The following is a 24,067-nucleotide window of genomic DNA, read 5'->3' on the forward strand; positions in this document are numbered from 1 at the left end:
GAATCAACGGATCTCGATCATCGGTCGTCCGCCACGGGCGGTCACCAGCTCGCCGATGGCGGCCAGCTTAATACCGAACTCCGCCGCGGCGGCCTGGACTTCCGCCTCCGCCTCCGGGGTCACCGCCAGCAGCAGACCGCCTGAGGTCTGTGGGTCGCACAGCAGATCGCGCCACGCCGTCGGCATCTCGCCCATCAAATGGCCGTAGCTGGCAAAGTTGCGCCCGGTGCCGCCCGGCACCGCGCCGGCGGCGATATACTCCTCCACCCCCGGCAGTTTCGGGATATCGGCATAGCGCAGTTGCGCCTGCACGCCGGCCCCGCGGCACACCTCGCTGAGGTGGCCGAGCAGGCCAAAGCCGGTGACGTCGGTCATCGCCTTCACCCCGTCGATAGCGGCAAACGCGGCGCCGGCGAGGTTCATCTGGCACATGGTCTCCGTCGCCAGCCCCTGATGCTCTGGCTTGAGCAGCGATTTTTTCTCCGCGGTGGTCAGCACGCCGATCCCCAGCGGTTTGGTGAGATACAGTTTGCAGCCCGCCTGCGCGGTGCTGTTTTTCTTGATGCGCTCGGTGGGCACCACGCCGGTGACCGCCAGACCAAAGATCGGCTCAGGAGCGTCAATGGAGTGGCCGCCCGCCAGCGCGATCCCGGCCTGCTGGCAGGCAAAGCGCCCGCCCTCCACCACGTCGCGGGCGATTTCCGGCGCCAGGGTGTTGATCGGCCAGCCGAGAATGGCAATCGCCATAATCGGTTTCCCGCCCATGGCGAAAATATCGCTGATGGCGTTGGTGGCGGCAATGCGGCCAAAGTCGAACGGATTATCGACAATCGGCATAAAGAAGTCGGTGGTGCTGACGATTGACGTGCCATTACCAAGATCGTAAACGGCGGCATCATCGCTGGTTTCGTTGCCGACAAGCAGGTTCGGGTCGACAAACTTCGCCTGCTCGCTATGCAGGATGGTTTCCAGCACTTTCGGGGAAATTTTACAACCACAACCGGCTCCGTGGCTGTATTGCGTTAAACGAATGGCTTGCTCGCTCATGGACATCTCCTGTCATTGCAATCCCGCTATGTTAGCGCCCAAACGTCAGAGTGGTAAGTACGACAGTCTGAAATCGCGTATGGTTGCTCATTAAGCAGACAAAAAGCCGTTTTTGCGAGACGCGGCAATTTTTTCCCGACCATTTTCACTTTTACTTAAAGATGACAGAAATGTGACAACCCAGGACTGTCTTCTCTGGAATGATTATGACGTAAGGAAATTCTAATGAAAAAGCGTGTTCTTGCCCTTTGCCTGGCCAGTTTCTTCTCCGTTAACGCCTTCGCGCTGGTTCCCCCCGGTAACGATGTCACCACCAAGCCCGATCTCTACTATCTGACCAATGCCCAGGCCATCGACAGCCTGGCGCTGTTGCCGCCGCCGCCGGCGGTGGGCAGTATCGCGTTCTTAAACGATCAGGCGATGTATGAGCAGGGGCGCCTGCTGCGCAACACCGAGCGCGGGAAGCTGGCGGCAGAAGATGCCAACCTCAGCGCGGGCGGCGTGGCTAACGCTTTCTCCAGCGCCTTTGGCTCGCCGATCACCGAAAAGGACGCGCCGCAGCTCCATAAGCTGCTGACCAATATGATTGAAGACGCCGGCGATCTGGCGACCCGCGGCGCGAAAGAGAAGTATATGCGCATTCGCCCGTTTGCCTTCTACGGTGTCTCCACCTGCAACACCACCGAGCAGGACAAGCTGTCGAAAAACGGCTCTTACCCATCCGGGCATACCTCCATCGGCTGGGCCACCGCCCTGGTGCTGGCAGAGATCAACCCGCAGCGGCAGAACGAAATTTTGAAGCGCGGCTATGAGCTCGGCGAGAGCCGGGTGATCTGCGGCTATCACTGGCAGAGCGATGTCGATGCGGCGCGCATCGTCGGCTCCGCGGTGGTCGCCACGCTGCACACCAACCCGGCCTTCCAGCAGCAGTTGCAGAAAGCCAAAGACGAATTCGCCAAAACGCAGAAGTAACGTCATCGCCGTTGAACTCCGGGATACGGCGCCTGGCGCGCCTTGTCCGGGCTACCTTTGGGGCTGCAGGCCGGGTCAGGCGCACGCCGCCGCCCGGCATAGATGCGGCTCCGAGCCTGCTGCCATCGCCCGGCGGCGCTATGCTTGCGCGGGCCTACATTGAGGGGTAACCGTCTGATACAGGGATGGTTATGTAGGCCGGGTAAGGCGCAGCCGCCGCCCGGCGAAATAACGGCGCAATCGTAAATTTCCCTGCTCGCGCTGCGCTTAGCAGGGCTACCACTCCTGTGTTATGTCCGGGCAGATGGCGCTCCCGATATATCCTCTGCGTTATGTCTGGCATGGCGCAGGGAGCGCACAGGGGGCGGCCAGTCGCCGCCGCCCCCTGTACCCCCGGGCTCCGGCCAGCACCGGCAGTTTCAGCAACAATGGTGAATAAATTAACGACAGGTCGTACGAATGTAGGCCGGGTAAGGCGCAGCCGCCACCCGGCGTAACACGCGCTGACTCAGAATCGCGTCACAAACGGCGCGGTATCCGGCAGGGCAATGGTGGTTGAGGCTTTCAGCTGCGGCGTGCCCAGATAGAGGAAGCCGACGATTTTATCCTGCTCGCGGCACCCGAAGCCGGCCCGCACCACCGGGCTCTCGGTCAATGCTCCGCTGCGCCAGATGCCGTTGAATCCCTGGGCCAGGGCCGCCATCTGCATCGCCATCACCGCGCAGCCAGCGGACATCTCCTGCTCCCAGCGCGGCACCTTCGGGTGGTCTTCACAGCGCGCCACTACGGTAATGATCAGCGGCGCGCGAAACGGCGCATTGCGGGCTTTCTCTATGCCCTTCTCATCCTGGCCGGCCTCCCGGGCCCCCTTTTCCAGCAGCTGACTAAAGCGTTCGCGGCCGTCATCGGCGATAATGTAAAAGCGCCACGGCTGCAGGGTGCCATGATCCGGGGCGCGCAGCCCGGCGCGCAAAATGTTTTCCAGCTGTTCGCCGGCCGGGGCCGGTTCCGCCAGGCGGGAAGCGCTGCGGCGATTAAGCAGTAGGTCGAGAGCATCCATCTGTATAACTCCTGTGATGTCATTTTTCATAAAATTAACATGCACAAGGATTTTGTTACAGCGCGGTCGGTGATTCCTGCTGACAACCGACGGCTCACTCTTTAGGATAGCCAGACGCGGCGGCCCCTGCGGCCTGCCCATTTTTAGATAACGTTAGGGAGAATACATGCGAACCCTTTGGCGACTGATTGCCAGCTTTTTTAAATGGACGTGGCGGATACTCAACTTTATTCGCAAACTGGCCCTCAATGCGATCTTCCTGGTGCTGGTGCTGGTGTGTATCGGCATCTGGAGCCAGTTCAGCAGCACCACCAGCGAACATGCCGCGCGCGGCGCGCTGCTGCTGGATATTACCGGCGTGGTGGTGGATAAACCGTCCGCCAGCAGCAAGCTCGGCGTAATTGGCCGCCAGCTGTTTGGCGCCAGCTCGGACCGTCTGCAGGAGAATTCTCTGTTCGATATCGTGCAGACCATCCGTCAGGCGAAGGATGACCGTAATATCACCGGTATTGTGCTGGATCTGAAAAACTTCGTCGGCGGCGATCAGCCCTCCATGCAGTACATCGGTAAAGCGCTGCGCGAATTCCGCGACAGCGGCAAACCGGTGTATGCCGTCGGCAGCAGCTACAGCCAGGGCCAGTACTACCTGGCGAGCTTTGCCAACAAAATCTGGCTCTCTCCGCAGGGCGAGGTGGACCTGCACGGCTTCGCCACCAACGGGCTGTACTACAAGTCGCTGCTGGATAAGCTGAAAGTCTCCACCCATGTCTTCCGCGTCGGCACCTATAAATCCGCCGTCGAGCCTTTCATTCGCGATGACATGTCCCCTGCCGCCCGCGAAGCGGACAGCCGCTGGATTGGCGAACTGTGGCAGAACTACCTCAACACCATCGCCGCCAACCGGCAGATCACCGCCCAGCAGCTCTTCCCGGGCGCCCAGGGCATTATCGATGGCCTGCGTAAGGTGGGCGGCGATACGGCGAAATATGCGCTGGACAATAAGCTGGTGGATGAGCTGGCGACCTCCACGGAAGTGGAAAAGGCGCTGACCAAACAGTTTGGCTGGAGCAAAGCGGATAACAATTACCGGGCGATCAGCTATTACGACTACAACGTGAAAACACCGTCTGACCAGGGTTCCGCCATCGCGGTGATCTTCGCCAACGGCGCCATCATGGACGGCGAGGAGACCCCGGGCAACGTCGGCGGCGACACCACCGCCGCGCAAATTCGCGATGCGCGCCTCGACCCGAAAATTAAGGCCATCGTCCTGCGCGTCAACAGCCCGGGCGGCAGCGTGACCGCCTCGGAAATCATTCGCGAAGAGCTGGCGGCAGCCAAAGCCGCGGGTAAACCGGTGGTCGTTTCAATGGGCGGCATGGCGGCCTCCGGCGGCTACTGGATCTCCACGCCGGCGGACTACATTGTCGCGAACCCAAGCACCCTCACTGGCTCCATCGGCATCTTTGGGGTGATCAACACCGTGGAAAACACCCTTGGGTCGATTGGCGTCCATACCGACGGCGTCGCCACGTCGCCGCTGGCGGATATCTCCAGCACCAAAGCGCTGCCGCCGGAAGTGCAGCAGCTGATGCAGTTGAGCATTGAGAACGGCTATCAACGCTTTATCACCCTGGTGGCTAACGCGCGTAAGAGCACGCCGGAGAAAATCGACCAGATTGCCCAGGGCCACGTCTGGACCGGGGAAGATGCCAAAGCCAACGGTCTTGTCGACAGCCTCGGCGACTTCGACGACGCGGTGGCCAAGGCCGCCGAGCTGGCGAAGCTGAAAACCTGGCACCTCAACTACTATCAGGAAGAGCCCACCTTCTTCTCGATGGTGCTGGACAGCCTGACCGGTTCGGTACGCGCCTCGCTGCCGGCCGCCATTCAGGCCTGGCTGCCTGCGCCGGTGGCCGCGGCAGCCGAGACGGTGAAAGCCGAAAGCGACAAGCTGGCGGCGTTTAACGACCCGCAGAACCGCTATGCCTTCTGCCTGACCTGCGCCAACATCCGTTAATACGCAGCGGCTGCCCCGTCTCCCGGGGCAGCCTTTTTTCCGCACCTGCCAGCGCCGCCACAAAGCGAGCGGCCAACACTGTATTTTTTCCTCCGTCTCTTTATACTGCGCCTGTCTACGACCAACCTAAGCGATGCTATGCAAAAAAAATCGATTTACGTTGCCTACACCGGTGGGACCATCGGTATGCAGCGCTCTGAACACGGCTATGTACCCGTTTCCGGCCATCTCCAGCGTCAACTGGCGCTGATGCCTGAGTTCCATCGCCCGGAGATGCCGGACTTCACGATCCATGAATACCATCCGCTGATGGATTCATCCGATATGACCCCTGAGGACTGGCAGCACATCGCCGACGATATCCGCAGCCATTACGAGGAGTATGATGGCTTTGTGATCCTCCACGGTACCGACACCATGGCGTTTACCGCCTCTGCGCTGTCGTTCATGCTGGAAAACCTCGGCAAACCGGTGATTGTGACAGGGTCACAAATCCCGCTGGCCGAGCTGCGCTCCGACGGCCAGATCAACCTGCTCAATGCCCTGTACGTCGCCGCCAACTATCCGATTAACGAAGTGGCGCTGTTCTTCAACAATCGGCTGTTCCGCGGCAACCGTACCACTAAAGCCCATGCCGACGGCTTTGACGCCTTCGCCTCGCCAAACCTCGCGCCGCTGCTGGAGGCCGGGATCCATATCCGCCGTCTCGGTACCCCGCCGGCGCCGCAGGGCTGCGGAGAGCTTATCGTGCACCCCATCACCCCGCAGCCGATTGGCGTGGTGACGATTTACCCCGGCATCTCCGCCGACGTGGTGCGTAATTTCCTGCGCCAGCCGGTGAAAGCGCTGATCCTCCGCTCCTACGGCGTCGGCAATGCGCCGCAGAATGGCGAGTTTATTCAGGTGCTGGCGGAAGCCAGCCAGCGCGGCATTGTGGTGGTCAACTTGACGCAGTGTATGTCCGGTAAAGTGAACATGGGCGGCTATGCCACCGGCAATGCCCTCGCCCAGGCGGGAGTCATCAGTGGTTTCGATATGACGGTGGAAGCGACGCTGACCAAGCTACACTATCTGCTGAGCCAGCAGCTGGACGTTGACGCCATTCGCGCGGCGATGCAGCAGAATCTGCGTGGCGAACTGACCCCTGACGAAGCTTAAGGAGGACGTATGGCGCATCGAGCGCTGTTACTGGTTGATTTGCAGAACGACTTCTGCGCCGGCGGCGCGCTGGCGGTTCCCGAAGGCGACAGCACCGTCGAGGTGGCCAATGCGCTTATCGACTGGAGTCTGGCGCGCGGCGAGCCCATCGTCGCCAGCCAGGACTGGCATCCCGCGGATCATGGCAGCTTCGCCAGCCAGCACCAGGTGGAACCCTACACCGTGGGCGACCTGGATGGCCTGGCGCAAACTTTCTGGCCGGATCACTGCGTTCAGCACAGCGAAGGCGCGGCGCTGCATCCCCTGCTCAAGCAGCAGGCCATCGCCGCCGTGTTCCACAAAGGGCAAAACCGGGACATTGACAGCTACAGCGCTTTTTTTGACAACGGTCACCGGCAGAAAACTGAACTGGACGGCTGGCTTCGTGGTCAGGGGATCGTGGAGCTGACCGTTCTCGGCCTCGCCACCGATTACTGCGTTAAGTTCACCGTGCTGGATGCCCTGGCGCTGGGCTACACGGTCAACGTCATCACCGACGGCTGCCGCGGGGTGAATCTTCAGCCGCAGGACACCAGCCAGGCGTTTATGGAGATGGCCGCCGCAGGCGCCACGCTCTATACCCTCGACGACTGGCGGGAAACCCACGCCTGATCCCTTCCCCGGCGCGCCCGCGCCGGGGCTTCTTCTGCCGCTTCGTTATCGTCCATAAATTGAACTCTCTCGCAGTTTCAACAGGTTATTGCTGGTAGTCTGGCAAGGCTGTTTTTTCGCCACGCCATTTTCGTGGCGCGGTTATTTTTTTTATGTCAAAGAGGAACCACTATGAAACGTTTGCCCTTGCTGGCAGCCTTGCCCCTGCTTTGCGCTTCCGCGCTCTCTGCCCAACCGCTGATGTCCGTCGGCTATTTCAACGGCGGCGGCGACGTCACTGCCGGGCCGGGCGGGGATATCGACAAGCTGGACGTCCGGCAGATCACCCATCTCAACTACTCGTTTGGCCTTATCTATAACGATGAAAAAGACGAGACCAACACAGCCCTGAAGGATCCTGCTCATCTGCACGAGATCTGGCTGTCGCCGAAGGTGCAGGCGGATCTGCAAAAGCTCCCGGCCCTGCGTAAACAGAACCCGGACCTCAAAGTCCTGCTGTCGGTCGGCGGCTGGGGAGCGCGCGGTTTCTCCGGCGCGGCGGCAAGCAAAGAAACCCGGAAGGTGTTTATTCAGTCTGCGCAGGAAATTGTTGAAAAATATGGTCTGGATGGGATTGACCTCGACTGGGAGTTTCCTGTCAACGGCGCCTGGGGGCTGGTTGCCAGTCAACCGGCCGATCGCGATAACTTTACCGCGCTGTTAAAAGAGCTGCGCGCAGCGTTTGGTACCAGGAAACTGGTCACTATCGCCGTGGGCGCCAACGCCGAAAGCCCGAAAAGCTGGGTGGACGTTAAAGCGATTGCATCATCGCTCGACTACATCAACCTGATGACCTACGACATGGCCTACGGCACGCAGTACTTCAACTCGAACCTGTATGACTCCAGCCACTGGCCGACGGTCGCCGCGGCGGATAAATACAGCGCCGATTTTGTGGTCAACAATTACCTGGCCGCCGGGCTTAAACCCAGCCAGATGAACCTCGGGATTGGTTTTTATGGCCGGGTGCCGAAACGGGCGGTCGAGCCGGGGATTGACTGGAGTAAAGCGGATGCGCAAAAGAACCCGGTCACCCAACCCTATTTTGGTCCACAGCAGATCGCGCTGTTTGCCTCGCTGGGCTATGACCTGAGCAAAGACACTTACGTGAAATACAATGATATCGTGGGCAAATTGCTCAACGATCCGCAGAAACGCTTTACCGAGCACTGGGACGATGAGGCGAAAGTCCCGTGGCTGTCGGTGCAGTCCGCGGAGGGCAAGCCGCTGTTCGCCCTCTCCTATGAGAACCCGCGCTCGGTGGCCATTAAAGCGGACTACATCAAGGCGAAAGGCCTCGCCGGAGCGATGTTCTGGGAGTATGGCGCCGATGACCAGAACCAGCTGGCCCGCCAGCTGGCGGAATCGCTGGGGATCAAACACTAATCGCGGCTGTTCCGCCGCATCGCCGCCGCCGGGCGGCGTGACGCAGGCAGCATCGCCGGCAATGCAGGTATATCGCGCCGCCCGGGATAGGTTATGATGCCTGTTATCTGCTGCGCCAGGGGCTGGCGCAGCTTAACCGTTTGACAGGAGGCAGGGGGCCATGGCCTATATCCCCAAAAATTACGCACGTCTGGAAGTGGGTTACCGCGAAAAGGCGCTCAAGCTCTTTCCCTGGGTATGCGGACGCTGCTCACGGGAGTTTGTCTACTCCAATCTGCGCGAGCTGACGGTGCACCATATCGATCACGACCACTCCAATAACCCGGAAGATGGCAGCAACTGGGAGATGTTGTGCCTTTACTGTCACGATCACGAACACTCCAAGTACACCGAAGCCGATCAGTATGGCTCCACGGTGGTAGCGGGCGAAGATGCGCAAAAGAGCGTCGGCGAGGCCACCTACAACCCGTTTGCCGACCTGAAAGCGATGATGGATAAAAAGTAAGCGAAGCGACTGGCCGCCGGGCGCGGTCGTTGACGCTACCCTTGTCCGGCGCCGGATCACCGGACGCCGGAACGTCTCCCCGCCGGCCGGCGGTTTATTGCAACTTCACGGTGGCGATCGGCTTCGGCACGATGCCGAAATCTTCCTTCAGCTGCTGTTTGCTCTTCATCACCATCTGCCCGCGGGTGTCGATGGTCATATGCTGGGCGTCGGTGTTATACCGGGCCTGCCACAGCATCACCAGCTGCAGGCTGTTTTCCTTCTGCTCCGGCGTCAGCGCCACGCCATCCGGCCATTTTCCCAGCTCTACCGCCGTCGCCAGACGCTGATACACTTCCGGGGTCATGCTGTCGATAATTTGCTCAATGTCCATCTTCCGCTCACCTCCACCTGGAATAATTTGCTGAATCGTTTCTTCAACCCTTGATCTGCTCGCCGTTCTGCTCATCGGTGAAGCTGAGCGACGCCGAATTGACACAATAGCGCTCGCCGGTCGGCTGCGGGCCATCCGGAAACACGTGACCGAGATGGGCATCACAATTTCCGCAGCGGATCTCAATGCGCTGCATGCCGTGGGAGCTGTCGTCCAGATAGCGAATGGCCTCTTCGCTTACCGGCTCGTAGAAGCTCGGCCAGCCGCAGCCGGAGTCGTATTTGGTCTGGGAGTTGAACAGCGGCGCATCGCACACCAGGCAGTGATACACGCCATTTTTCTTGTTGTGCAGCAGCCGTCCGGTGAAAGGCGGTTCGGTGCCATGATGTTGGGTCACGTAAAACTGCATTTCGCTCAAGCCGTTTTTCAGCTCTTCCGGGGAGGGTTTATTTGCCATGGGCTTACATCTCGCTTTGCAATGGACAACTTTCGCCCCAATTCTAACAAAACATTAACAATGAAGCGTACACTTTTGTTCTAAACTTATCCGGTGCCCACAGGCAGCCAGATAATTGTGACTTAAATCACGTTTTTATCTTAAATGCCCTTTAAAATTCCGCGCGCAGCCCCCATATGGAATTGGGCTCAAAGGGAGAGTGAGGCAAATCAATCGCGCAAGGTGTGCTCAGGATTGATTTGTCGCAATGATTGACACGATTCCGCTTGACGCTGCGTAAGGTTTTTGTAATTTTACAGGCAACCTTTTATTCACTAACAAATAGCTGGTGGAATATATGACTATCAAAGTAGGTATCAACGGTTTTGGCCGTATCGGTCGCATTGTTTTCCGTGCTGCTCAGAAACGTTCTGACATCGAGATCGTTGCAATCAACGACCTGTTAGACGCAGAGTACATGGCTTACATGCTGAAGTATGACTCCACTCACGGTCGTTTCGACGGCACCGTTGAAGTGAAAGACGGTCATCTGGTCGTTAACGGTAAAAAAATCCGTGTTACCGCTGAACGTGACCCGGCTAACCTGAAGTGGGACGAAGTTGGTGTTGACGTTGTTGCTGAAGCAACCGGTATCTTCCTGACCGACGAAACCGCTCGTAAACACATCACCGCTGGCGCGAAAAAAGTCGTTCTGACTGGCCCGTCCAAAGACAACACCCCGATGTTCGTTCGCGGCGCTAACTTCGACACTTACGCTGGCCAGGACATCGTTTCCAACGCATCCTGCACCACCAACTGCCTGGCACCGCTGGCTAAAGTCATCAACGACAACTTCGGTATCGTTGAAGGCCTGATGACCACCGTCCACGCAACCACCGCTACTCAGAAAACCGTTGATGGCCCGTCTCACAAAGACTGGCGCGGCGGCCGCGGCGCAGCTCAGAACATCATCCCGTCCTCTACCGGCGCTGCTAAAGCAGTAGGTAAAGTACTGCCAGAACTGAACGGCAAACTGACCGGTATGGCGTTCCGCGTTCCGACTCCGAACGTATCCGTTGTTGACCTGACCGTTCGTCTGGAAAAAGCAGCGTCCTACGAAGAAATCAAGAAAGCTATCAAAGCCGCTTCTGAAGGCGCAATGAAAGGCGTTCTGGGTTACACCGAAGACGACGTTGTTTCTACCGACTTCAACGGCGAAGTTTGCACTTCCGTGTTCGATGCTAAAGCAGGTATCGCACTGAACGACAACTTCGTTAAACTGGTTTCCTGGTACGACAACGAAACTGGCTACTCCAACAAAGTTCTGGACCTGATTGCCCACATCTCCAAATAAGTTGAGATGAAAAAGTAATCTGTAAGAGCGACTTCGGTCGCTCTTTTTTTTGTCTGCAGAGATAGGATTGCACAATGATAAATAAAATTTTTGCTCTCCCGGTGAATGAAACCATTTCGCCCGTTATCTCCCGTCGCCAGCTGGACGACCTGGAGCTGATTGTCATCGACCATCCGCAGGTGAAAGCCTCTGTGGCGCTGCAGGGGGCGCACCTGCTCTCCTGGAAACCCGCCGGTGAAGAAGAAGTCCTGTGGCTGAGCAACAACACCCCATTTAAACAGGGCGTCGCCCTGCGCGGCGGCGTGCCGATTTGCTGGCCGTGGTTTGGCCCATCGGCGCAGCAGGGCCTGCCGTCGCACGGCTTTGCCCGCAACCTGCCGTGGACCCTGGAAGGGCATGATGAAGACGACAGCGGCGTGATGTTGACCTTTGCGCTGCAGAACAGCGCTGAAACCATGAAGCTGTGGCCGCATGAGTTCACCCTCTATGCCCGCTTCAAGCTGGGCAAGACCTGCGAAATCGAGCTGGAAGCCCACGGCGAATTCGAGACCACCTCTGCCTTGCACAGCTACTTCAACGTTGGCGATATCGCGGCGGTGAAAGTGAGCGGTCTTGGCGAGCGCTATATCGATAAAGTGAAGAACGCCGAAGAAGGCGTTCTGAACAACGGCGTGCAGACCTTCCCGGATCGTACCGACCGCGTCTATCTCGACGCCGAAGGCTGCAGCGTGATCCACGACGACGCGCTCAGCCGCACGATCGACGTGGTGCATCATCATCAGCACAACGTGGTGGCCTGGAACCCGGGCCCGGCGCTGTCCGTCAGCATGGGCGACATGCCGGACGATGGCTATAAAACCTTCGTTTGCGTCGAAACCTGCTGCGTGACCCAGCCGCAGAAAGCCAGTGAAGAGACCCCGTCTCGCCTGGCGCAAACCATCAGCGTGAAAAAACGCTAACCGCAAAAAGCCCCGTTTATCACGGGGCTTTTTCTCTTCTCCACCTGGATGCGCTGTGGGTTAAACCATATCCAACCGGGTTTTCCGCGGCGGCGGCGGATAGAGGCGATCCAGCTGCGCAAGCTCTTGCGGGCTGAGAACGATATCAAGCGCGGCGGCATTCTGCACCACATGCTCGATAGTCGCCGCTTTCGGGATCGCCAGCATTCCCGGATGACGAATCACCCAGGCCAGCAGCAGCTGCGCCACCGTCACGCCCCGCGCGTTAGCCATATTGATGATATCGGTATGCTGAAAAAGTCCATCGCGTAAGCGCCCCGCCTGCGCCAGCGGACAATAGGCCATCACCGGCAGGGTGTGCTGCTGACACCAGGGCAGCAGATCGTATTCAATGCCCCGCGACGCGAGATGATAGAGCACCTGGTTGGTGGCGCAGCGTTCGCCGCCCGCCGTGCGCCACAGCGCCTGCATATCGTCGGTGTCCAGATTGGAGACGCCCCAACGGCGGATTTTGCCCTCGGCCACCAGCCTTTCCATCGCCTCGACCGTCTCCTGCAGGGGGATATCGCCCCGCCAGTGCAGGAGATATATATCCAGATAGTCGGTCTGCAGCCGGCGCAGACTGTTTTCACAGGCGCGGCGCATCGCCGCTCCGCCGGCGTGCCAGGGATAGACTTTAGAGACCAGCGTCACCCGGTCGCGCAGGCCGCGGATCGCCTGGCCCACTACCTCCTCCGCCCCGCCGTCGGCATACATCTCCGCGGTATCGATTACCGTCAGGCCATGGTCGATGCCCGCGCGCAGTGCAGCCACCTCCTGCTGACGCTGCGCCGCGTTCTCGCCCATATACCAGGTTCCCAGCCCGATGGCCGGAACTGCCGCCTGCTCGCCAAAGCATACTGTTTTTTTCACCATCGTCTCCTTCTTCGCGCCCTGCACCACCATAAAGCAAAACAGGGCGCGAAGCCCTGTTTTGATGCATAAAGCGCACTGTAATAATGCACAATCAGAAGGTGTAGGTGATCCCGGTTGAGATCAGACCGCTCCAGGATTTGTCCACCATCGGGCTATCGGTGATTTCATCCGACAGACGCGTGTAGCGCGCAATACCGTATACGCTCCAGTCGCCGAGGAAGCGATAGTTGGCCGCCAGCTCCAGATACGGGTTCCAGCTGCTGTCCGGATCGTAGCTGCGCATCCCGCTGCGACGGGACTCATGCTGCGAGACGCCATAGTAGTATTCGTTCTGATTGTCGCTGTTCCACTCGACGCCAATGCCCGGCGTCAGCGTCAGGTTCCCGTTGGTGTAGCGGTACAGCCAGGCGAGATCCCAGTTGATACCGTTGCTGTTATCCAGCGTATCGCCGGCAATCGTCGTGCGCAGGAAGCCATAGGGCGTGTTGTGGACATAAGAAAGACCGGCCATCACGGTCGATTTACGTTTATCCAGGCGACGCATTTGTTCGCTATCGCTGTCGCCCGGCTTGAAGTACATCGGCGACCAGTAGGCCGTTATCGACAGCTTATCGTTGGTATCATTCCACAGGTAGTAACCCCCGCCCAGACCGTGGAACCAGAAGTTATCGCTCTCATAACTAATGACCGGCACCGGATAAACATCCGCATCATACTGCTTGTACGGATGCTCAACGATGCCGACGCCAGCCCCAAGCGTGAACTTCCCATCGGCATGCGCCGCGCTGGCGGAGGTCGCAATCAGCACGCCGAGTGCCAGAAGTTTGATTTTAGTCACAATCCATATTCCCGTTGTCAAATAATCAGCCCGTGCAGTTTACCGTCGTAGGTCTCATGCCTCAAATTCTTTACCCGATATGACACAAATCGTTCACTTTCCCACCCTTCTCTTACCATCTGGTGACAGCCCGATGACAGCTTCACGTCCCGGCGAATCAAAAAGCGTCTTTTTCAGGATGAGTTATTGATATGTCATTGAAATTGATTTTCTGCGGCATGCAAGATTTCTAAATGCATCTACGCTTAAATTTAGAAGGTGTAATTGCAGGGCACATTCACGCTACCCCACCCGCAACCTGGCATAAGGGTTGCTGGATACCAGGAGAGCGATGTTCAGCTTATGTCTTCCGGGGGCCCCCACTATTCATATGAACGGCTCTCAACCTGTGCTAAAAAACGAAAGGACGGCATGCCATGAATATATTCGATCACTATCGCCAGCGCTATGAAGCTGCCAAGGACGAAGAGTTCACACTGCAGGAGTTTCTTACCATCTGCCGGCAAGATCGCAGTGCCTATGCCAATGCGGCAGAACGTCTGTTGATGGCCATTGGTGAACCCGTCATGGTTGATACGGCTCTCGAGCCGCGGCTATCCCGTCTCTTTTCAAACCGGGTCATCGCACGCTATCCGGCGTTTGAAGAGTTTTACGGTATGGAAGACGCCATTGAGCAGATCGTTTCCTACCTCAAGCATGCCGCCCAGGGGCTGGAAGAGAAGAAACAGATCCTCTATCTGCTGGGACCGGTGGGCGGTGGTAAATCATCGCTGGCTGAACGGCTGAAAGCCCTGATGCAGCGCGTGCCTATCTATGTGCTGAGCGCCAACGGCGAGCGCAGCCCGGTTAACGATCACCCGCTGTGCCTGTTCAATCCGCAGGAGGATGCGCAGATCCTTCAGAAAGAGTATGGCGTCCCTACCCGCTATCTCGGCACCATTATGTCGCCATGGGCGGCCAAACGCCTGCATGAGTTTGGCGGCGATATCACGAAATTCCGCGTGGTCAAAGTCTGGCCATCGATTCTCGAGCAGGTCGCCATCGCCAAAACCGAACCAGGCGATGAGAACAACCAGGATATTTCAGCGCTGGTGGGTAAAGTGGATATCCGTAAGCTGGAACACTATGCGCAGAACGACCCGGACGCCTACGGCTACTCCGGTGCGCTGTGCCGCGCCAACCAGGGGATCATGGAGTTCGTCGAGATGTTTAAAGCGCCGATCAAGGTGCTGCATCCGCTGCTGACCGCGACCCAGGAGGGTAACTATAACGGGACCGAAGGGATCTCCGCCCTGCCGTTTAACGGGATCATCCTTGCCCACTCCAACGAATCGGAATGGGTGACCTTCCGTAATAACAAAAACAATGAGGCCTTCCTCGACCGCGTCTATATCGTCAAAGTGCCTTATTGCCTGCGGATCTCCGAAGAGATCCGTATCTATGAAAAACTGCTCAACAGCAGCGAACTGACGCATGCGCCATGCGCCCCGGGCACTCTGGAAACGCTGGCGCGCTTCTCGATTCTGTCGCGCCTGAAAGAGCCGGAAAACTCGAGCATCTACTCGAAAATGCGGGTCTATGACGGCGAGAGCCTGAAGGATACCGACCCGAAAGCGAAATCCTATCAGGAGTATCGCGACTATGCCGGGGTGGATGAAGGGATGAACGGGCTCTCCACCCGCTTTGCCTTTAAGATCCTCTCAAGGGTGTTTAACTTCGACCATGTTGAAGTGGCGGCCAACCCGGTGCATCTGTTCTATGTGCTGGAGCAGCAGATTGAGCGCGAACAGTTCCCGCAGGAGCAGGCCGAGCGCTATCTGGAGTTCCTCAAAGGCTATCTGATCCCGAAATACGCCGAGTTTATCGGCAAAGAGATCCAGACCGCTTATCTGGAATCCTACTCCGAGTACGGGCAGAACATTTTCGATCGCTATGTCACCTACGCTGACTTCTGGATCCAGGATCAGGAATACCGCGATCCGGACACCGGGCAGCTGTTTGACCGTGAATCGTTGAATGCCGAGCTGGAGAAAATTGAGAAGCCGGCCGGGATCAGCAACCCGAAAGACTTCCGTAATGAAATCGTCAACTTTGTGCTGCGCGCCAGAGCCAACAACAGCGGACGTAATCCGAACTGGACCAGCTATGAGAAACTGCGCACGGTTATTGAGAAGAAAATGTTCTCCAATACCGAAGAGCTGTTGCCGGTCATTTCGTTTAACGCCAAAACCTCAACCGATGAGCAGAAAAAACACGACGACTTTGTCGACCGCATGATGGAGAAAGGCTACACCCGCAAACAGGTTCGCCTGCTGTGCGAGTGGTACCTGCGGGTTCGTAAATCGTCCTGATGCGTCCAGCCCGGCGGTGCGCCGCCGGGCAAACTGCAGCTGAATGATGATAAGTAAAGTTGGCTAATGCAGTACAGGAGGGCATATGACCTGGTTCATAGACCGACGCCTGAACGGGAAAAACAAAAGCGCCGTCAATCGTCAGCGCTTTTTGCGCCGTTATAAGGCGCAGATTAAACAGTCGATCTCCGAGGCCATCAACAAGCGCTCGGTGACCGATATTGAGAGCGGAGAATCCGTCTCGATCCCGACGGACGATATCAACGAGCCGATGTTTCATCAGGGTCGCGGCGGGCTGCGCAACCGCGTCCACCCGGGCAACGACCATTTCGTGCAAAACGACCGCATCGAACGCCCGCAAGGGGGCGGCGGTGGCGGGGGCGGCGGTCAGGGGCAAGCCAGCGCCGATGGCGAAGGGAAGGATGAGTTTGTCTTCCAGATTTCGAAAGATGAGTACCTGGATCTGCTGTTCGAAGATCTCGCCCTGCCGAACCTGAAGAAAAATCAGCACCGGCAGCTGAACGAGTTTAAAACCCATCGCGCGGGCTTTACCTCTAACGGGGTGCCGGCCAACATCAGCGTGGTGCGTTCGCTGCAGAACTCGTTGGCCCGCCGGACGGCGATGACCGCCGGCAAGCGCCGTGAACTGCGCGCCCTGGAGGAGGATCTGGAGACCATCAGCCGCAGCGAACCGGTGCAGCTGCTGGAGGAGGAGCGCCTGCGCAAAGAGATTGCCGAACTGCGGGCTAAAATTGAACGGGTGCCGTTTATCGACACCTTTGACTTACGCTACAAAAATTACGAAAAACGGCCGGAGCCCTCCAGCCAGGCGGTAATGTTCTGCCTGATGGACGTCTCAGGCTCGATGGACCAGGCCACCAAAGACATGGCCAAGCGCTTTTATATCCTGCTGTATTTGTTCCTCAGCCGGACCTATAAAAACGTCGATGTGGTCTACATCCGCCACCATACTCAGGCGAAAGAGGTGGATGAACACGAGTTCTTCTACTCTCAGGAGACCGGCGGCACCATCGTCTCCAGCGCCCTGAAGCTGATGGATGAAGTGGTGCAGGCGCGTTATGACCCGGCGCAGTGGAACATCTACGCCGCCCAGGCGTCGGATGGCGACAACTGGGCCGACGACTCCCCGCTGTGCCACGAACTGCTGGCGAAGAAAATTCTGCCGGTGGTGCGTTATTACAGCTATATCGAAATTACCCGCCGGGCGCATCAGACTCTGTGGCGCGAGTATGAACACCTGCAGGCGACCTTTGATAATTTCGCCATGCAGCATATCCGCGACCAGGAGGATATCTACCCGGTATTCCGCGAACTGTTTCACAAACAATCGTCTAAAAGTGAAGCGTAGTGAAATACTCAGCCAGTGAGTCGAGTGACTTGCTGGCTATTTTCCTCAGACACAAGGCCCGATGGCACAGCCATACATCATGTAAAACGGAAACAACGGGGCCATGGCGACGGCGCCAAGCGAGCTAATCGTTTTGGTCTTATCATTGATTGATACCACAACGGGGTGAGCTAACTGGTAGGCGGCGGCCAGATCTGACGCGTCCGATGCCGTCCAAAACCCTGTCGCTTTAAACAACACCCCGAGGCGATCGTTATCAATCTGCACCGCATGATACTGATTTACCAGCTCGCTATGCTGCCCGGCATCCAGTTTGCGCTGATCCATCACCACCAGATATTCCGCCGTTACCTCATGTTGTTCCACGACAAAGTTAACCCGCACGCCGGAAGCCTGTTGGTGAAAGCGCTCATAAAAGGTCTTATAACGCTGATATTCCTCAGGCACACCGTCACGGACAAAGCGGTAACTGTATTTCGCTGAGCTGGCGACAATACCGGACTCTGTGGGTTTCATCGCCACAATGGTATCCCGAGGCGGCAAGTTTGGCGCGCTGGTACAGCCTGCGAGCATCGCCACTACGACCAGCGATAAGATATATTTGACCATTTTCAGCCGTTCCTGTTCGCGATTTTTTCTATGACATCTGGCGTTTTTTAACACTCCAGGTACAAATCCCTAACCCTGTGTATCATAACTGCCTAATCTGCTTCAAACATTCGCGCGATCGTTAGCGTTGAACTATTTCTACTCTCAGGAGCCTGCTATGACCCCTTTTTATCAATTGACGGCTACCCGCCTGCGCGGACAGCCCCTCTCCATGGCTGACTATGCTGGCAAGGTGGTTCTGGTGGTGAATACGGCCAGCCATTGTGGCTTCACGCCGCAATATGCTGGCCTTGAAGCGCTCTACCAAAAGTACGCGGCTCAGGGGCTGGTTGTGCTTGGGTTCCCCTGCAACCAGTTTGGCAAGCAGGAACCCGGCGGTGCGGATGAAATCGAGCAGACCTGTCACGTTAACTACGGCGTGAGCTTCCCGATGTTTGAGAAAGTGGACGTCAACGGCCCTGCCGCGCATCCGCTGTTTCGTTATTTGAAACAAGCGTTGCCCGGCGTGCTCGGCGGACGGATCAAGTGGAATTTCACCAAGTTCCTCATCGGTCGCGACGGCACTCCCCTCGCGCGTTTTGCGCCGTTCACGACGCCGGAGAAAATGGAAGCCGCCATTGTTGCCGCACTCAAACGCTAAGTGTTCCTGTCATTCCACGTTCGCCCAACGGCGGCTGGCTGCCCATGCAAGATAGAGGTCGATCTCACGCGGCCAGCAACCGTCTGTGGTTGGCCTAACTTCCGCATGCCCGACACGCAGCCTACAGCGGCGACACGGCCTCAACCTCATGCTGAAACACGTAGGGGTCGGAGAGCAGTTCGAATACTTCGTCGTCCGGATAGGTGACCGCGACGTGATAGTCTTCGCCTGCGAAGGCTTTGACCGCCGCGAGATCCTGCCAGTAGGTGGCGAGAAAGAAATGCGCCCATTCGCCCTGGTTTTCCCGGCGCACCAGCGCGCCCCTGTTGCCGGAGATACCCCGGGCGTGTTCCACGCCGGTCCGCTCAAGGTGCTTTGCAAACCCCTCGGCATGTTGCAATGGCACACAGCCGTGCCAGGTCCTGACAATCATTTGCGTTCTCCTGTGGTAATCAACCTCTTACCCTAACATCGACAGGCATTTTTGGGGGAGCGCAACAAGGCGGCGCTGGCAACAACACAAAATTATTTTGCCGGACGGGGATATCCCCTCACTCTGCAGTATTTTCGACTGCGGCGCAGCATTGGGCCGAATATTGCGCGGTGAGTATGACTGTTAGCGGGCGCGGAAAAAATCGTGGCTCGTCAGCCCCGGGGGGTCTTATCGATACACGCCCAAGCCGCGTCCCTTCAGGGCATCGCCAGCCGCTCTTGATGATCCGCAAAGAGAGCGATGAGATGGTCGGCGAGAACCCGCACGCGTCTTGACCCGGCCAGGTCGGAATGCATCACCAGCCAGAGGGTCTGATCCGCGCCGATTTCCGGCTGCAGGCACTGCAGGCCGCTGGCCCGCGCCATAAAGTGCGGCAGGACGCCCAGTCCGAGGCCCGCGGATACCGCGGAAACCTGGGCCACGAGCGTATTGGCTTCGACTTTACACGGCCGGCCGCGCAGGGTGCGCGTGATCCATTGGGCGGCCGGCAGGTGCTGGTGAGTTTCCGGCCACCCCACAAAGTCCGCCTCGCTCAGCGACAGGCCGTCCGCGCCGGCCAGATAGCCGGCGGCGCCATAGACGCCAAACCCCACCGTCCCCAGACGCTTTAACGTCAGATGCCCGGCCTCAGGCTTGACCATGCGGATCGCCAGATCGGCATCCCGACGGTGCAGGTTCACCGGCTGCACGCCGCTCAGCACCTCCACCCGCAGCTCGGGATATTGGTCCAGGAGCCCTTTCAGGGAGGGCAGAATAAAATGCGTGGCCAGGTTGTCCGCAGTGGCCAGGCGGACAACCCCGGCGACATGCCCCTGCAGTTGCGCCGCTTCGCCGAACGCCAGGCCTGCGTATTCCAGCGCCTCAGCCCGCGCGAGCAGGGCTTCGCCATCGTCGGTCAGGCGATAGCCGCTCTGATGGCGGCTGAAGAGCGGAACGTTCAACGCCTGCTCCAGCCGATCCAGCCGGCGGGAGACCGTGGCAATCCCCATGTTCATCTTGTCGGCGGCGCCGCTCAGCGTTCCCGCCCGGGCGATGGCGAGGAATATGCGCGCATCATCCCAGTTAAATTCTGCGGTCATCTATTTTCCATTTACGGAAAACGACTCTCCGTTTTCCGCTCTTTTTTATCAGTTTCACAGGGATGATACTGCACGCCACTCGCGGAGACAACCAGGCCATCCGGTCGCCTGCTCGCTCCTCACCTGAACGTCCGCGCACCGCGCGGAACGCACCTTTCCTAAGGATACGCCTGATATGAAAGAGATTGCTTTACTCCTCCACCCGGCGCCGGCGCGCGTCTGGATAGCCGTCGTTGCGCTCGGGATCTGCGCCTTTTCGATCGTCACCAGCGAACTGGCGCCGGTGGGCATGCTCAGCGCCCTGGCGGCGGATTTTCACCAGACGGAATCCGGCATGGGCCTCGCCGTCACCGCCTATGGCTGGGTGGGCGCCCTGGCGGCTCTGCTTTCCGGCGCGATGCCGGCGCGTATTTCCCGCAAGGCGCTACTGGTCGGGCTGATGCTGATCCTGGCGCTTTCCTGCCTCGCCGCAACCCGGTCTTATTCGATGTTCGCCCTGATGAGTGCCCGCATGATTGGCGCCCTGGCCCATGGAGCCTTCTGGGCCTTAATTGGCATCGTCGCCGCGCAGCTGGTGCCGCCGCACCGGCTGGGGCTGGCCACGGCGATCATTTTTGGCGGCGTGTCGGCGGCAAGCGTAGTGGGGGTACCGCTGGCGAGCTTTATCGCCACCCTGGCGGGCTGGCGACACGCGTTTATGGCGATGGCCTTGCTGTCACTGGCCGCCGCTGCGGCGCTGTGCTCAACGCTGCCCCCGCTGGCCGCCCCTGCCTCCGTCAGGCTGCGTGTTTATCGCGATATTTTCCGCAATCCGCTGCTCGGTGGCCTGTATGGCGCCACGGCCTGCATCATTACCGCTCACTTTGCCGCCTTCACCTACATTGAACCGCTGCTGATAAATCTGCAGGGAGTCCCGGCGACCGCCCTCTCCGGCCTGCTGCTGCTGTCAGGGGTTTCCGGGCTGCTGGGTAACGTTATCGCGGGTAAGCTTATCGATCGTCATCTGAAGGGGCTGATTTTCGCTGCGCTGCTGCTGAGCGGGGGCGCGCTGGCGATCCTTGGCGCCGCCCGTCTTGCGCCACTGTCGTTCTGTTTTAGCGGGCTACTGTTAGCCCTGTGGGGCGCCGGCATCGCGATTGTGTTCGTCGGCTTACAGACCTGGCTGCTGCGCAGCGCGGGCGCGGTCGCCCAGCCGGCGTCAGCCATTTACGTGGCCATTTTTAATGCCGCCATCGGCACCGGGGCGCTTGTCGGCGGCCAGCTGATCGCCTCAGCTGGCCTGTCGGGAATGGTGTGGCTGGCGGCGGGGATCATGGTGGGCAGTACGCTGCTGATCGCCCTGCTGAAAGCGCCCTCGGCCCGCTAAAGGCTGCCCTGTAAAACCGCGTTTTCACGGTCCAGAGTGAAGACCTGCCACACGACGCGGGTCGCGCTCAAGGTAAAAATAGCCGTCGCCAGCGTATTTTCCTCATCCGGATCGTCGGGAGACAGCCGGTAAATCGGTAACAGCGGATCCTGCTGGTCGGAGAGCATCGCTTTCGCTGTCACGCCATCCAGCGGCGGGTTCGTCGCCAGCCATGCGTCCAGGCGCCGCTGGCGCGAACCGGAGCTCCCGGTCACGATCTGTTCAATGGCCGCAAGCTGGGGATGGATCAGATGGTTGGCATGCCCGCCGGTGGCGGACAACTCGAGCACCGAGCTGCCGGAGCCGGTGGCTTCCACGCTAAACAGACGGCTATCGCCCATCTGGCCCAGGGTGTGGTGAAACGCGCCCGCGCGCGGCGTGGCGCTCAGCAAAGTGACGGCTTCCTCTAAGGTGGCGGCGTTCAGCGATGCGCGGGCCACAATCTGGCGCGGCATGCCGTCCGGACGATGCACGGCGCGAATATTGTTGACCGTATTGACTATCCCCTTCTCATTCACCGCGAAGGTATGCCCGCACAGGGAGCCGGGATAGGCAAAGCTGGTGAAGGCGAGGCCCACCTCCGGGGTTACGCTGACGATGGCGCACTCTTCACGCAGCTGCGGGAAGCCGTCTTCATTGTGCGCAATGATCAACGCGCCCTCCGGGCTTCTCCCCGCCAGGGTGGTGCAGCCATCTGACGTCGAACGTACCAGATCGCCGCGACAGTTCCAGGCGAACACCTCATCCACCGGCGCCTGCAGCCCGTCCGCCATGCCCTCCAGCTCCTGCCAAATCAGCGGGAACTGCGCCTGCACGGCTGCGCGCATGCGCTGGGTCTGTTCCGCCGTTTTCAGGGCGGTTACGGTTTGCCACAGCGCCGTTTGCCTGATTTTAGTCTGCCAGGCCTCACGACCAAACGCGCCAAGCTGCTGACCGACCGCATAGGCGGAACCACGGATTGCGATTGTTTTCATATTGTCATCATTCACTTATGTTCAGGATACGTGTTGCAAAAACTCTTGCAGACGCGGATTGCTGCTGGCCGTGAGCAGCGCCTCAGGTGAACCATCTTCGGCAATGGTGCCGCCATCAATAAAGATCAACCGGGAAGCCACCTCTCTGGCAAAGCCAATCTCATGGGTCACAATCACCATCGTCATGCCCTCTTCGGCCAGGGATCGCATGACCTTTAACACCTCATGCCGCAGTTCGGGATCGAGGGCGGATGTTGGCTCATCAAATAACATCATTTTGGGTTTCACCGCCAGGGCGCGCGCTATCGCCACGCGCTGCTGCTGACCGCCCGAGAGCTCTGCCGGATAGTGGTTGGCGCGTTCACGCAGCCCCACGCGGTCCAGCAACGCCAGCGCCTGCTCCCGCGCCGCGGCCTTACTCTGCTTGCGCACGCGAAGCGGACCGAACATAACATTCTCCAGGGCGGTCAGATGCGGAAACAAATGAAACTGTTGAAACACCATACCGGCTTCGCGGCGAATATCACACTCATTCGCATGCGGATCCGTAATGTGCATGCCCGCCACCAGCAGCGTTCCCGAAGAGATCGCCTCCAGCTTGTTAATACAGCGCAGCAGGGTCGATTTTCCCGAGCCGGACGGGCCAATGATCACCACCACCTCGCCCACTTCAATCTTTAAATTGATATCGTGCAGCACCTGAGTGGCGCCGAAGTTTTTCGCCACCGCGCTAAATTCAACCATGCTCATAAAATATGGATCCTTTTCTCAAGTTGTTTCAGCAGGAAGCTCAGGCACAATGTCAAAAACAGATAAATCATCGCCACCGCCGTCCACACCTCCAGCGCCCGAAAATTGCCGGCAATAATCTCTTGTCCCTGACGGGTTAATTCTGCCACGCCAATGACAATAAACAGCGAGGTATCTTTAATACTGATAATCCACTGATTGCCTAATGCCGGGATCATCCGCCGAAAAGCCAGCGGCATAATGACATGCCACAGGGTGCTGCGCGGCGATAATCCCATCGCCAGGCTGGCTTCTTTAAATCCTTTATTAATCGACAGAATCGCCCCCCGGGTGATCTCCGCTATATAAGCCCCGGAGTTAATCACAATGGTGATAATGGCGGCGGGAACCGGGTCAATACGCACTGGCAACACCATCGGCAGGGCGAAGTAGATAAACATCACCTGCACCATAATTGGCGTCCCGCGGATGACTTCCACAAACACCAGCGATACCGTTTTGGATATTGTTCCGCCTAATGCGCGGCAGGTCCCGGCCAGCAAGCCAATGATTAATCCACCTAACAAGCCTGATAACGAAATAATCAGCGTCAGCTGCAAACCTTGCATCAGCAGCGGCAATGCATCCCAAATATAGCGACTGTCAAAATTCATGCTTCTACCCGTAAAGAAAATATGAGGTCGG

The 24,067-nt window shown here is 58.5% G+C and carries 25 protein-coding genes; 13 read left to right on the forward strand and 12 right to left on the reverse strand.

Features of this window, described 5'->3' with window-relative positions:
* Positions 1-3: 3 nt before the first annotated feature.
* Positions 4-1,047, reverse strand: a complete 1,044-nt coding sequence (selD, locus tag LGM20_RS15080; protein ID WP_044522394.1) for a selenide, water dikinase SelD — start codon at positions 1,045-1,047, stop codon at positions 4-6.
* 225 nt (positions 1,048-1,272) lie between these two features.
* On the opposite strand from selD, the gene phoC reads away from it, so the two are divergent.
* A complete protein-coding gene (gene phoC, locus LGM20_RS15085) occupies positions 1,273-2,019 on the forward strand; it encodes an acid phosphatase PhoC (protein ID WP_008807621.1) in 747 nt (248 codons plus the stop codon).
* A 508-nt stretch (positions 2,020-2,527) separates the two neighbouring features.
* On the opposite strand, the gene LGM20_RS15090 is transcribed toward phoC, so the two are convergent.
* Positions 2,528-3,079 (reverse strand): NAD(P)H nitroreductase, encoded by a 552-nt coding sequence (locus tag LGM20_RS15090; protein ID WP_044522321.1) that lies wholly within the window; start codon positions 3,077-3,079, stop codon positions 2,528-2,530.
* 166 nt (positions 3,080-3,245) lie between these two features.
* On the opposite strand from LGM20_RS15090, the gene sppA reads away from it, so the two are divergent.
* From sppA to yajD, 5 genes are all read left to right on the forward strand, one after another.
* Positions 3,246-5,099 carry a signal peptide peptidase SppA gene (sppA, locus tag LGM20_RS15095; RefSeq protein ID WP_004203792.1) on the forward strand — a complete coding sequence of 618 codons (1,854 nt, stop codon included), beginning with the start codon at positions 3,246-3,248 and terminating at the stop codon, positions 5,097-5,099.
* A 138-nt stretch (positions 5,100-5,237) separates the two neighbouring features.
* Positions 5,238-6,257 carry an asparaginase gene (gene ansA, locus LGM20_RS15100; protein ID WP_032452508.1) on the forward strand — a complete coding sequence of 340 codons (1,020 nt, stop codon included), beginning with the start codon at positions 5,238-5,240 and terminating at the stop codon, positions 6,255-6,257.
* Between the two features lie 9 nt (positions 6,258-6,266).
* Positions 6,267-6,908 (forward strand): bifunctional nicotinamidase/pyrazinamidase, encoded by a 642-nt coding sequence (pncA, locus tag LGM20_RS15105; protein WP_044522315.1) that lies wholly within the window; start codon positions 6,267-6,269, stop codon positions 6,906-6,908.
* Positions 6,909-7,079: 171 nt separating this feature from the next.
* On the forward strand, positions 7,080-8,333 hold the full coding sequence (locus tag LGM20_RS15110) for a chitinase ChiD (protein ID WP_044522312.1): 1,254 nt from the start codon (positions 7,080-7,082) through the stop codon (positions 8,331-8,333).
* A 160-nt stretch (positions 8,334-8,493) separates the two neighbouring features.
* A complete protein-coding gene (yajD, locus tag LGM20_RS15115; protein ID WP_044522309.1) occupies positions 8,494-8,838 on the forward strand; it encodes an HNH nuclease YajD in 345 nt (114 codons plus the stop codon).
* Between the two features lie 94 nt (positions 8,839-8,932).
* Here the strand turns inward: yajD and LGM20_RS15120 are convergent, their stop codons facing one another.
* Positions 8,933-9,211, reverse strand: a complete 279-nt coding sequence (locus LGM20_RS15120; RefSeq protein ID WP_004203787.1) for a YeaC family protein — start codon at positions 9,209-9,211, stop codon at positions 8,933-8,935.
* A gap of 43 nt (positions 9,212-9,254) precedes the next feature.
* Positions 9,255-9,668 carry a peptide-methionine (R)-S-oxide reductase MsrB gene (msrB, locus tag LGM20_RS15125; RefSeq protein WP_004203786.1) on the reverse strand — a complete coding sequence of 138 codons (414 nt, stop codon included), beginning with the start codon at positions 9,666-9,668 and terminating at the stop codon, positions 9,255-9,257.
* A 337-nt stretch (positions 9,669-10,005) separates the two neighbouring features.
* On the opposite strand from msrB, the gene gapA reads away from it, so the two are divergent.
* The gene (gapA, locus tag LGM20_RS15130) at positions 10,006-11,001 is read left to right on the forward strand and encodes a glyceraldehyde-3-phosphate dehydrogenase (protein ID WP_004203784.1); all 996 of its coding nucleotides are present in this window, start codon (positions 10,006-10,008) and stop codon (positions 10,999-11,001) included.
* A 74-nt stretch (positions 11,002-11,075) separates the two neighbouring features.
* Positions 11,076-11,960 (forward strand): D-hexose-6-phosphate mutarotase, encoded by an 885-nt coding sequence (locus LGM20_RS15135; RefSeq protein WP_023289274.1) that lies wholly within the window; start codon positions 11,076-11,078, stop codon positions 11,958-11,960.
* 60 nt (positions 11,961-12,020) lie between these two features.
* Here LGM20_RS15135 and LGM20_RS15140 read toward each other — a convergent pair whose 3' ends face one another.
* Both LGM20_RS15140 and LGM20_RS15145 read right to left on the reverse strand, forming a co-directional pair.
* Positions 12,021-12,875 (reverse strand): aldo/keto reductase, encoded by an 855-nt coding sequence (locus LGM20_RS15140; RefSeq protein WP_044522302.1) that lies wholly within the window; start codon positions 12,873-12,875, stop codon positions 12,021-12,023.
* A 91-nt stretch (positions 12,876-12,966) separates the two neighbouring features.
* On the reverse strand, positions 12,967-13,713 hold the full coding sequence (locus LGM20_RS15145) for a MipA/OmpV family protein (protein ID WP_023289272.1): 747 nt from the start codon (positions 13,711-13,713) through the stop codon (positions 12,967-12,969).
* 416 nt (positions 13,714-14,129) lie between these two features.
* Between LGM20_RS15145 and yeaG the strand changes: the two genes are divergently transcribed.
* Both yeaG and LGM20_RS15155 read left to right on the forward strand, forming a co-directional pair.
* Positions 14,130-16,064: a protein kinase YeaG gene (gene yeaG / locus LGM20_RS15150; protein WP_004203779.1), complete on the forward strand. Its 1,935-nt coding sequence runs from the start codon at positions 14,130-14,132 to the stop codon at positions 16,062-16,064.
* A gap of 85 nt (positions 16,065-16,149) precedes the next feature.
* Positions 16,150-17,433: a YeaH/YhbH family protein gene (locus LGM20_RS15155; RefSeq protein ID WP_012968476.1), complete on the forward strand. Its 1,284-nt coding sequence runs from the start codon at positions 16,150-16,152 to the stop codon at positions 17,431-17,433.
* A 45-nt stretch (positions 17,434-17,478) separates the two neighbouring features.
* Here the strand turns inward: LGM20_RS15155 and LGM20_RS15160 are convergent, their stop codons facing one another.
* Positions 17,479-18,042, reverse strand: coding sequence for a hypothetical protein (locus LGM20_RS15160; RefSeq protein WP_044522300.1), 564 nt, complete (start codon positions 18,040-18,042; stop codon positions 17,479-17,481).
* A gap of 157 nt (positions 18,043-18,199) precedes the next feature.
* On the opposite strand from LGM20_RS15160, the gene LGM20_RS15165 reads away from it, so the two are divergent.
* Positions 18,200-18,682, forward strand: a complete 483-nt coding sequence (locus tag LGM20_RS15165) for a glutathione peroxidase (RefSeq protein WP_044522297.1) — start codon at positions 18,200-18,202, stop codon at positions 18,680-18,682.
* A 121-nt stretch (positions 18,683-18,803) separates the two neighbouring features.
* Here LGM20_RS15165 and LGM20_RS15170 read toward each other — a convergent pair whose 3' ends face one another.
* Positions 18,804-19,115, reverse strand: a complete 312-nt coding sequence (locus tag LGM20_RS15170) for a hypothetical protein (RefSeq protein WP_044522295.1) — start codon at positions 19,113-19,115, stop codon at positions 18,804-18,806.
* A 91-nt stretch (positions 19,116-19,206) separates the two neighbouring features.
* On the opposite strand from LGM20_RS15170, the gene LGM20_RS15175 reads away from it, so the two are divergent.
* On the forward strand, positions 19,207-19,302 hold the full coding sequence (locus LGM20_RS15175) for a hypothetical protein (RefSeq protein WP_224222709.1): 96 nt from the start codon (positions 19,207-19,209) through the stop codon (positions 19,300-19,302).
* Between the two features lie 70 nt (positions 19,303-19,372).
* Here the strand turns inward: LGM20_RS15175 and LGM20_RS15180 are convergent, their stop codons facing one another.
* Positions 19,373-20,254, reverse strand: coding sequence for a LysR family transcriptional regulator (locus LGM20_RS15180; RefSeq protein WP_044522291.1), 882 nt, complete (start codon positions 20,252-20,254; stop codon positions 19,373-19,375).
* Between the two features lie 175 nt (positions 20,255-20,429).
* Here LGM20_RS15180 and LGM20_RS15185 point away from each other — a divergent pair, with 175 nt between their 5' ends.
* Positions 20,430-21,620 (forward strand): MFS transporter, encoded by a 1,191-nt coding sequence (locus LGM20_RS15185; protein WP_044522288.1) that lies wholly within the window; start codon positions 20,430-20,432, stop codon positions 21,618-21,620.
* Here the strand turns inward: LGM20_RS15185 and LGM20_RS15190 are convergent.
* The 3 genes from LGM20_RS15190 to glnP are packed head-to-tail and all read right to left on the reverse strand — an operon-like array spanning position 21,617 to position 24,036.
* Positions 21,617-22,633, reverse strand: a complete 1,017-nt coding sequence (locus LGM20_RS15190) for an acyl-CoA--6-aminopenicillanic acid acyl-transferase (RefSeq protein WP_044522286.1) — start codon at positions 22,631-22,633, stop codon at positions 21,617-21,619. The two genes, LGM20_RS15185 and LGM20_RS15190, sit on opposite strands and share 4 nt — an antisense overlap.
* A gap of 21 nt (positions 22,634-22,654) precedes the next feature.
* Entirely contained in the window at positions 22,655-23,377 is a 723-nt protein-coding gene (gene glnQ / locus LGM20_RS15195; RefSeq protein ID WP_044522351.1) for a glutamine ABC transporter ATP-binding protein GlnQ, read from the reverse strand.
* Positions 23,378-23,379: 2 nt separating this feature from the next.
* Positions 23,380-24,036: a glutamine ABC transporter permease GlnP gene (glnP, locus tag LGM20_RS15200; protein ID WP_023289264.1), complete on the reverse strand. Its 657-nt coding sequence runs from the start codon at positions 24,034-24,036 to the stop codon at positions 23,380-23,382.
* Positions 24,037-24,067 lie beyond the last annotated feature (31 nt).

The sequence above is a fragment of the Klebsiella quasipneumoniae subsp. quasipneumoniae genome, from assembly GCF_020525925.1.
Taxonomy (GTDB): domain Bacteria; phylum Pseudomonadota; class Gammaproteobacteria; order Enterobacterales; family Enterobacteriaceae; genus Klebsiella; species Klebsiella quasipneumoniae.

Excerpts from the sequence above, each read along its gene's own strand:
- selD (WP_044522394.1), bottom strand. The coding sequence starts at position 1,047 with ATGAGCGAGCAAGCCATTCGTTTAACGCAATACAGCCACGGAGCCGGT.
- phoC (WP_008807621.1), top strand. The coding sequence starts at position 1,273 with ATGAAAAAGCGTGTTCTTGCCCTTTGCCTGGCCAGTTTCTTCTCCGTT.
- LGM20_RS15090 (WP_044522321.1), bottom strand. The coding sequence starts at position 3,079 with ATGGATGCTCTCGACCTACTGCTTAATCGCCGCAGCGCTTCCCGCCTG.
- sppA (WP_004203792.1), top strand. The coding sequence starts at position 3,246 with ATGCGAACCCTTTGGCGACTGATTGCCAGCTTTTTTAAATGGACGTGG.
- ansA (WP_032452508.1), top strand. The coding sequence starts at position 5,238 with ATGCAAAAAAAATCGATTTACGTTGCCTACACCGGTGGGACCATCGGT.
- pncA (WP_044522315.1), top strand. The coding sequence starts at position 6,267 with ATGGCGCATCGAGCGCTGTTACTGGTTGATTTGCAGAACGACTTCTGC.
- LGM20_RS15110 (WP_044522312.1), top strand. The coding sequence starts at position 7,080 with ATGAAACGTTTGCCCTTGCTGGCAGCCTTGCCCCTGCTTTGCGCTTCC.
- yajD (WP_044522309.1), top strand. The coding sequence starts at position 8,494 with ATGGCCTATATCCCCAAAAATTACGCACGTCTGGAAGTGGGTTACCGC.
- LGM20_RS15120 (WP_004203787.1), bottom strand. The coding sequence starts at position 9,211 with ATGGACATTGAGCAAATTATCGACAGCATGACCCCGGAAGTGTATCAG.
- msrB (WP_004203786.1), bottom strand. The coding sequence starts at position 9,668 with ATGGCAAATAAACCCTCCCCGGAAGAGCTGAAAAACGGCTTGAGCGAA.
- gapA (WP_004203784.1), top strand. The coding sequence starts at position 10,006 with ATGACTATCAAAGTAGGTATCAACGGTTTTGGCCGTATCGGTCGCATT.
- LGM20_RS15135 (WP_023289274.1), top strand. The coding sequence starts at position 11,076 with ATGATAAATAAAATTTTTGCTCTCCCGGTGAATGAAACCATTTCGCCC.
- LGM20_RS15140 (WP_044522302.1), bottom strand. The coding sequence starts at position 12,875 with ATGGTGAAAAAAACAGTATGCTTTGGCGAGCAGGCGGCAGTTCCGGCC.
- yeaG (WP_004203779.1), top strand. The coding sequence starts at position 14,130 with ATGAATATATTCGATCACTATCGCCAGCGCTATGAAGCTGCCAAGGAC.
- LGM20_RS15155 (WP_012968476.1), top strand. The coding sequence starts at position 16,150 with ATGACCTGGTTCATAGACCGACGCCTGAACGGGAAAAACAAAAGCGCC.
- LGM20_RS15160 (WP_044522300.1), bottom strand. The coding sequence starts at position 18,042 with ATGGTCAAATATATCTTATCGCTGGTCGTAGTGGCGATGCTCGCAGGC.
- LGM20_RS15165 (WP_044522297.1), top strand. The coding sequence starts at position 18,200 with ATGACCCCTTTTTATCAATTGACGGCTACCCGCCTGCGCGGACAGCCC.
- LGM20_RS15170 (WP_044522295.1), bottom strand. The coding sequence starts at position 19,115 with ATGATTGTCAGGACCTGGCACGGCTGTGTGCCATTGCAACATGCCGAG.
- LGM20_RS15180 (WP_044522291.1), bottom strand. The coding sequence starts at position 20,254 with ATGACCGCAGAATTTAACTGGGATGATGCGCGCATATTCCTCGCCATC.
- LGM20_RS15185 (WP_044522288.1), top strand. The coding sequence starts at position 20,430 with ATGAAAGAGATTGCTTTACTCCTCCACCCGGCGCCGGCGCGCGTCTGG.
- LGM20_RS15190 (WP_044522286.1), bottom strand. The coding sequence starts at position 22,633 with ATGAAAACAATCGCAATCCGTGGTTCCGCCTATGCGGTCGGTCAGCAG.
- glnQ (WP_044522351.1), bottom strand. The coding sequence starts at position 23,377 with ATGGTTGAATTTAGCGCGGTGGCGAAAAACTTCGGCGCCACTCAGGTG.
- glnP (WP_023289264.1), bottom strand. The coding sequence starts at position 24,036 with ATGAATTTTGACAGTCGCTATATTTGGGATGCATTGCCGCTGCTGATG.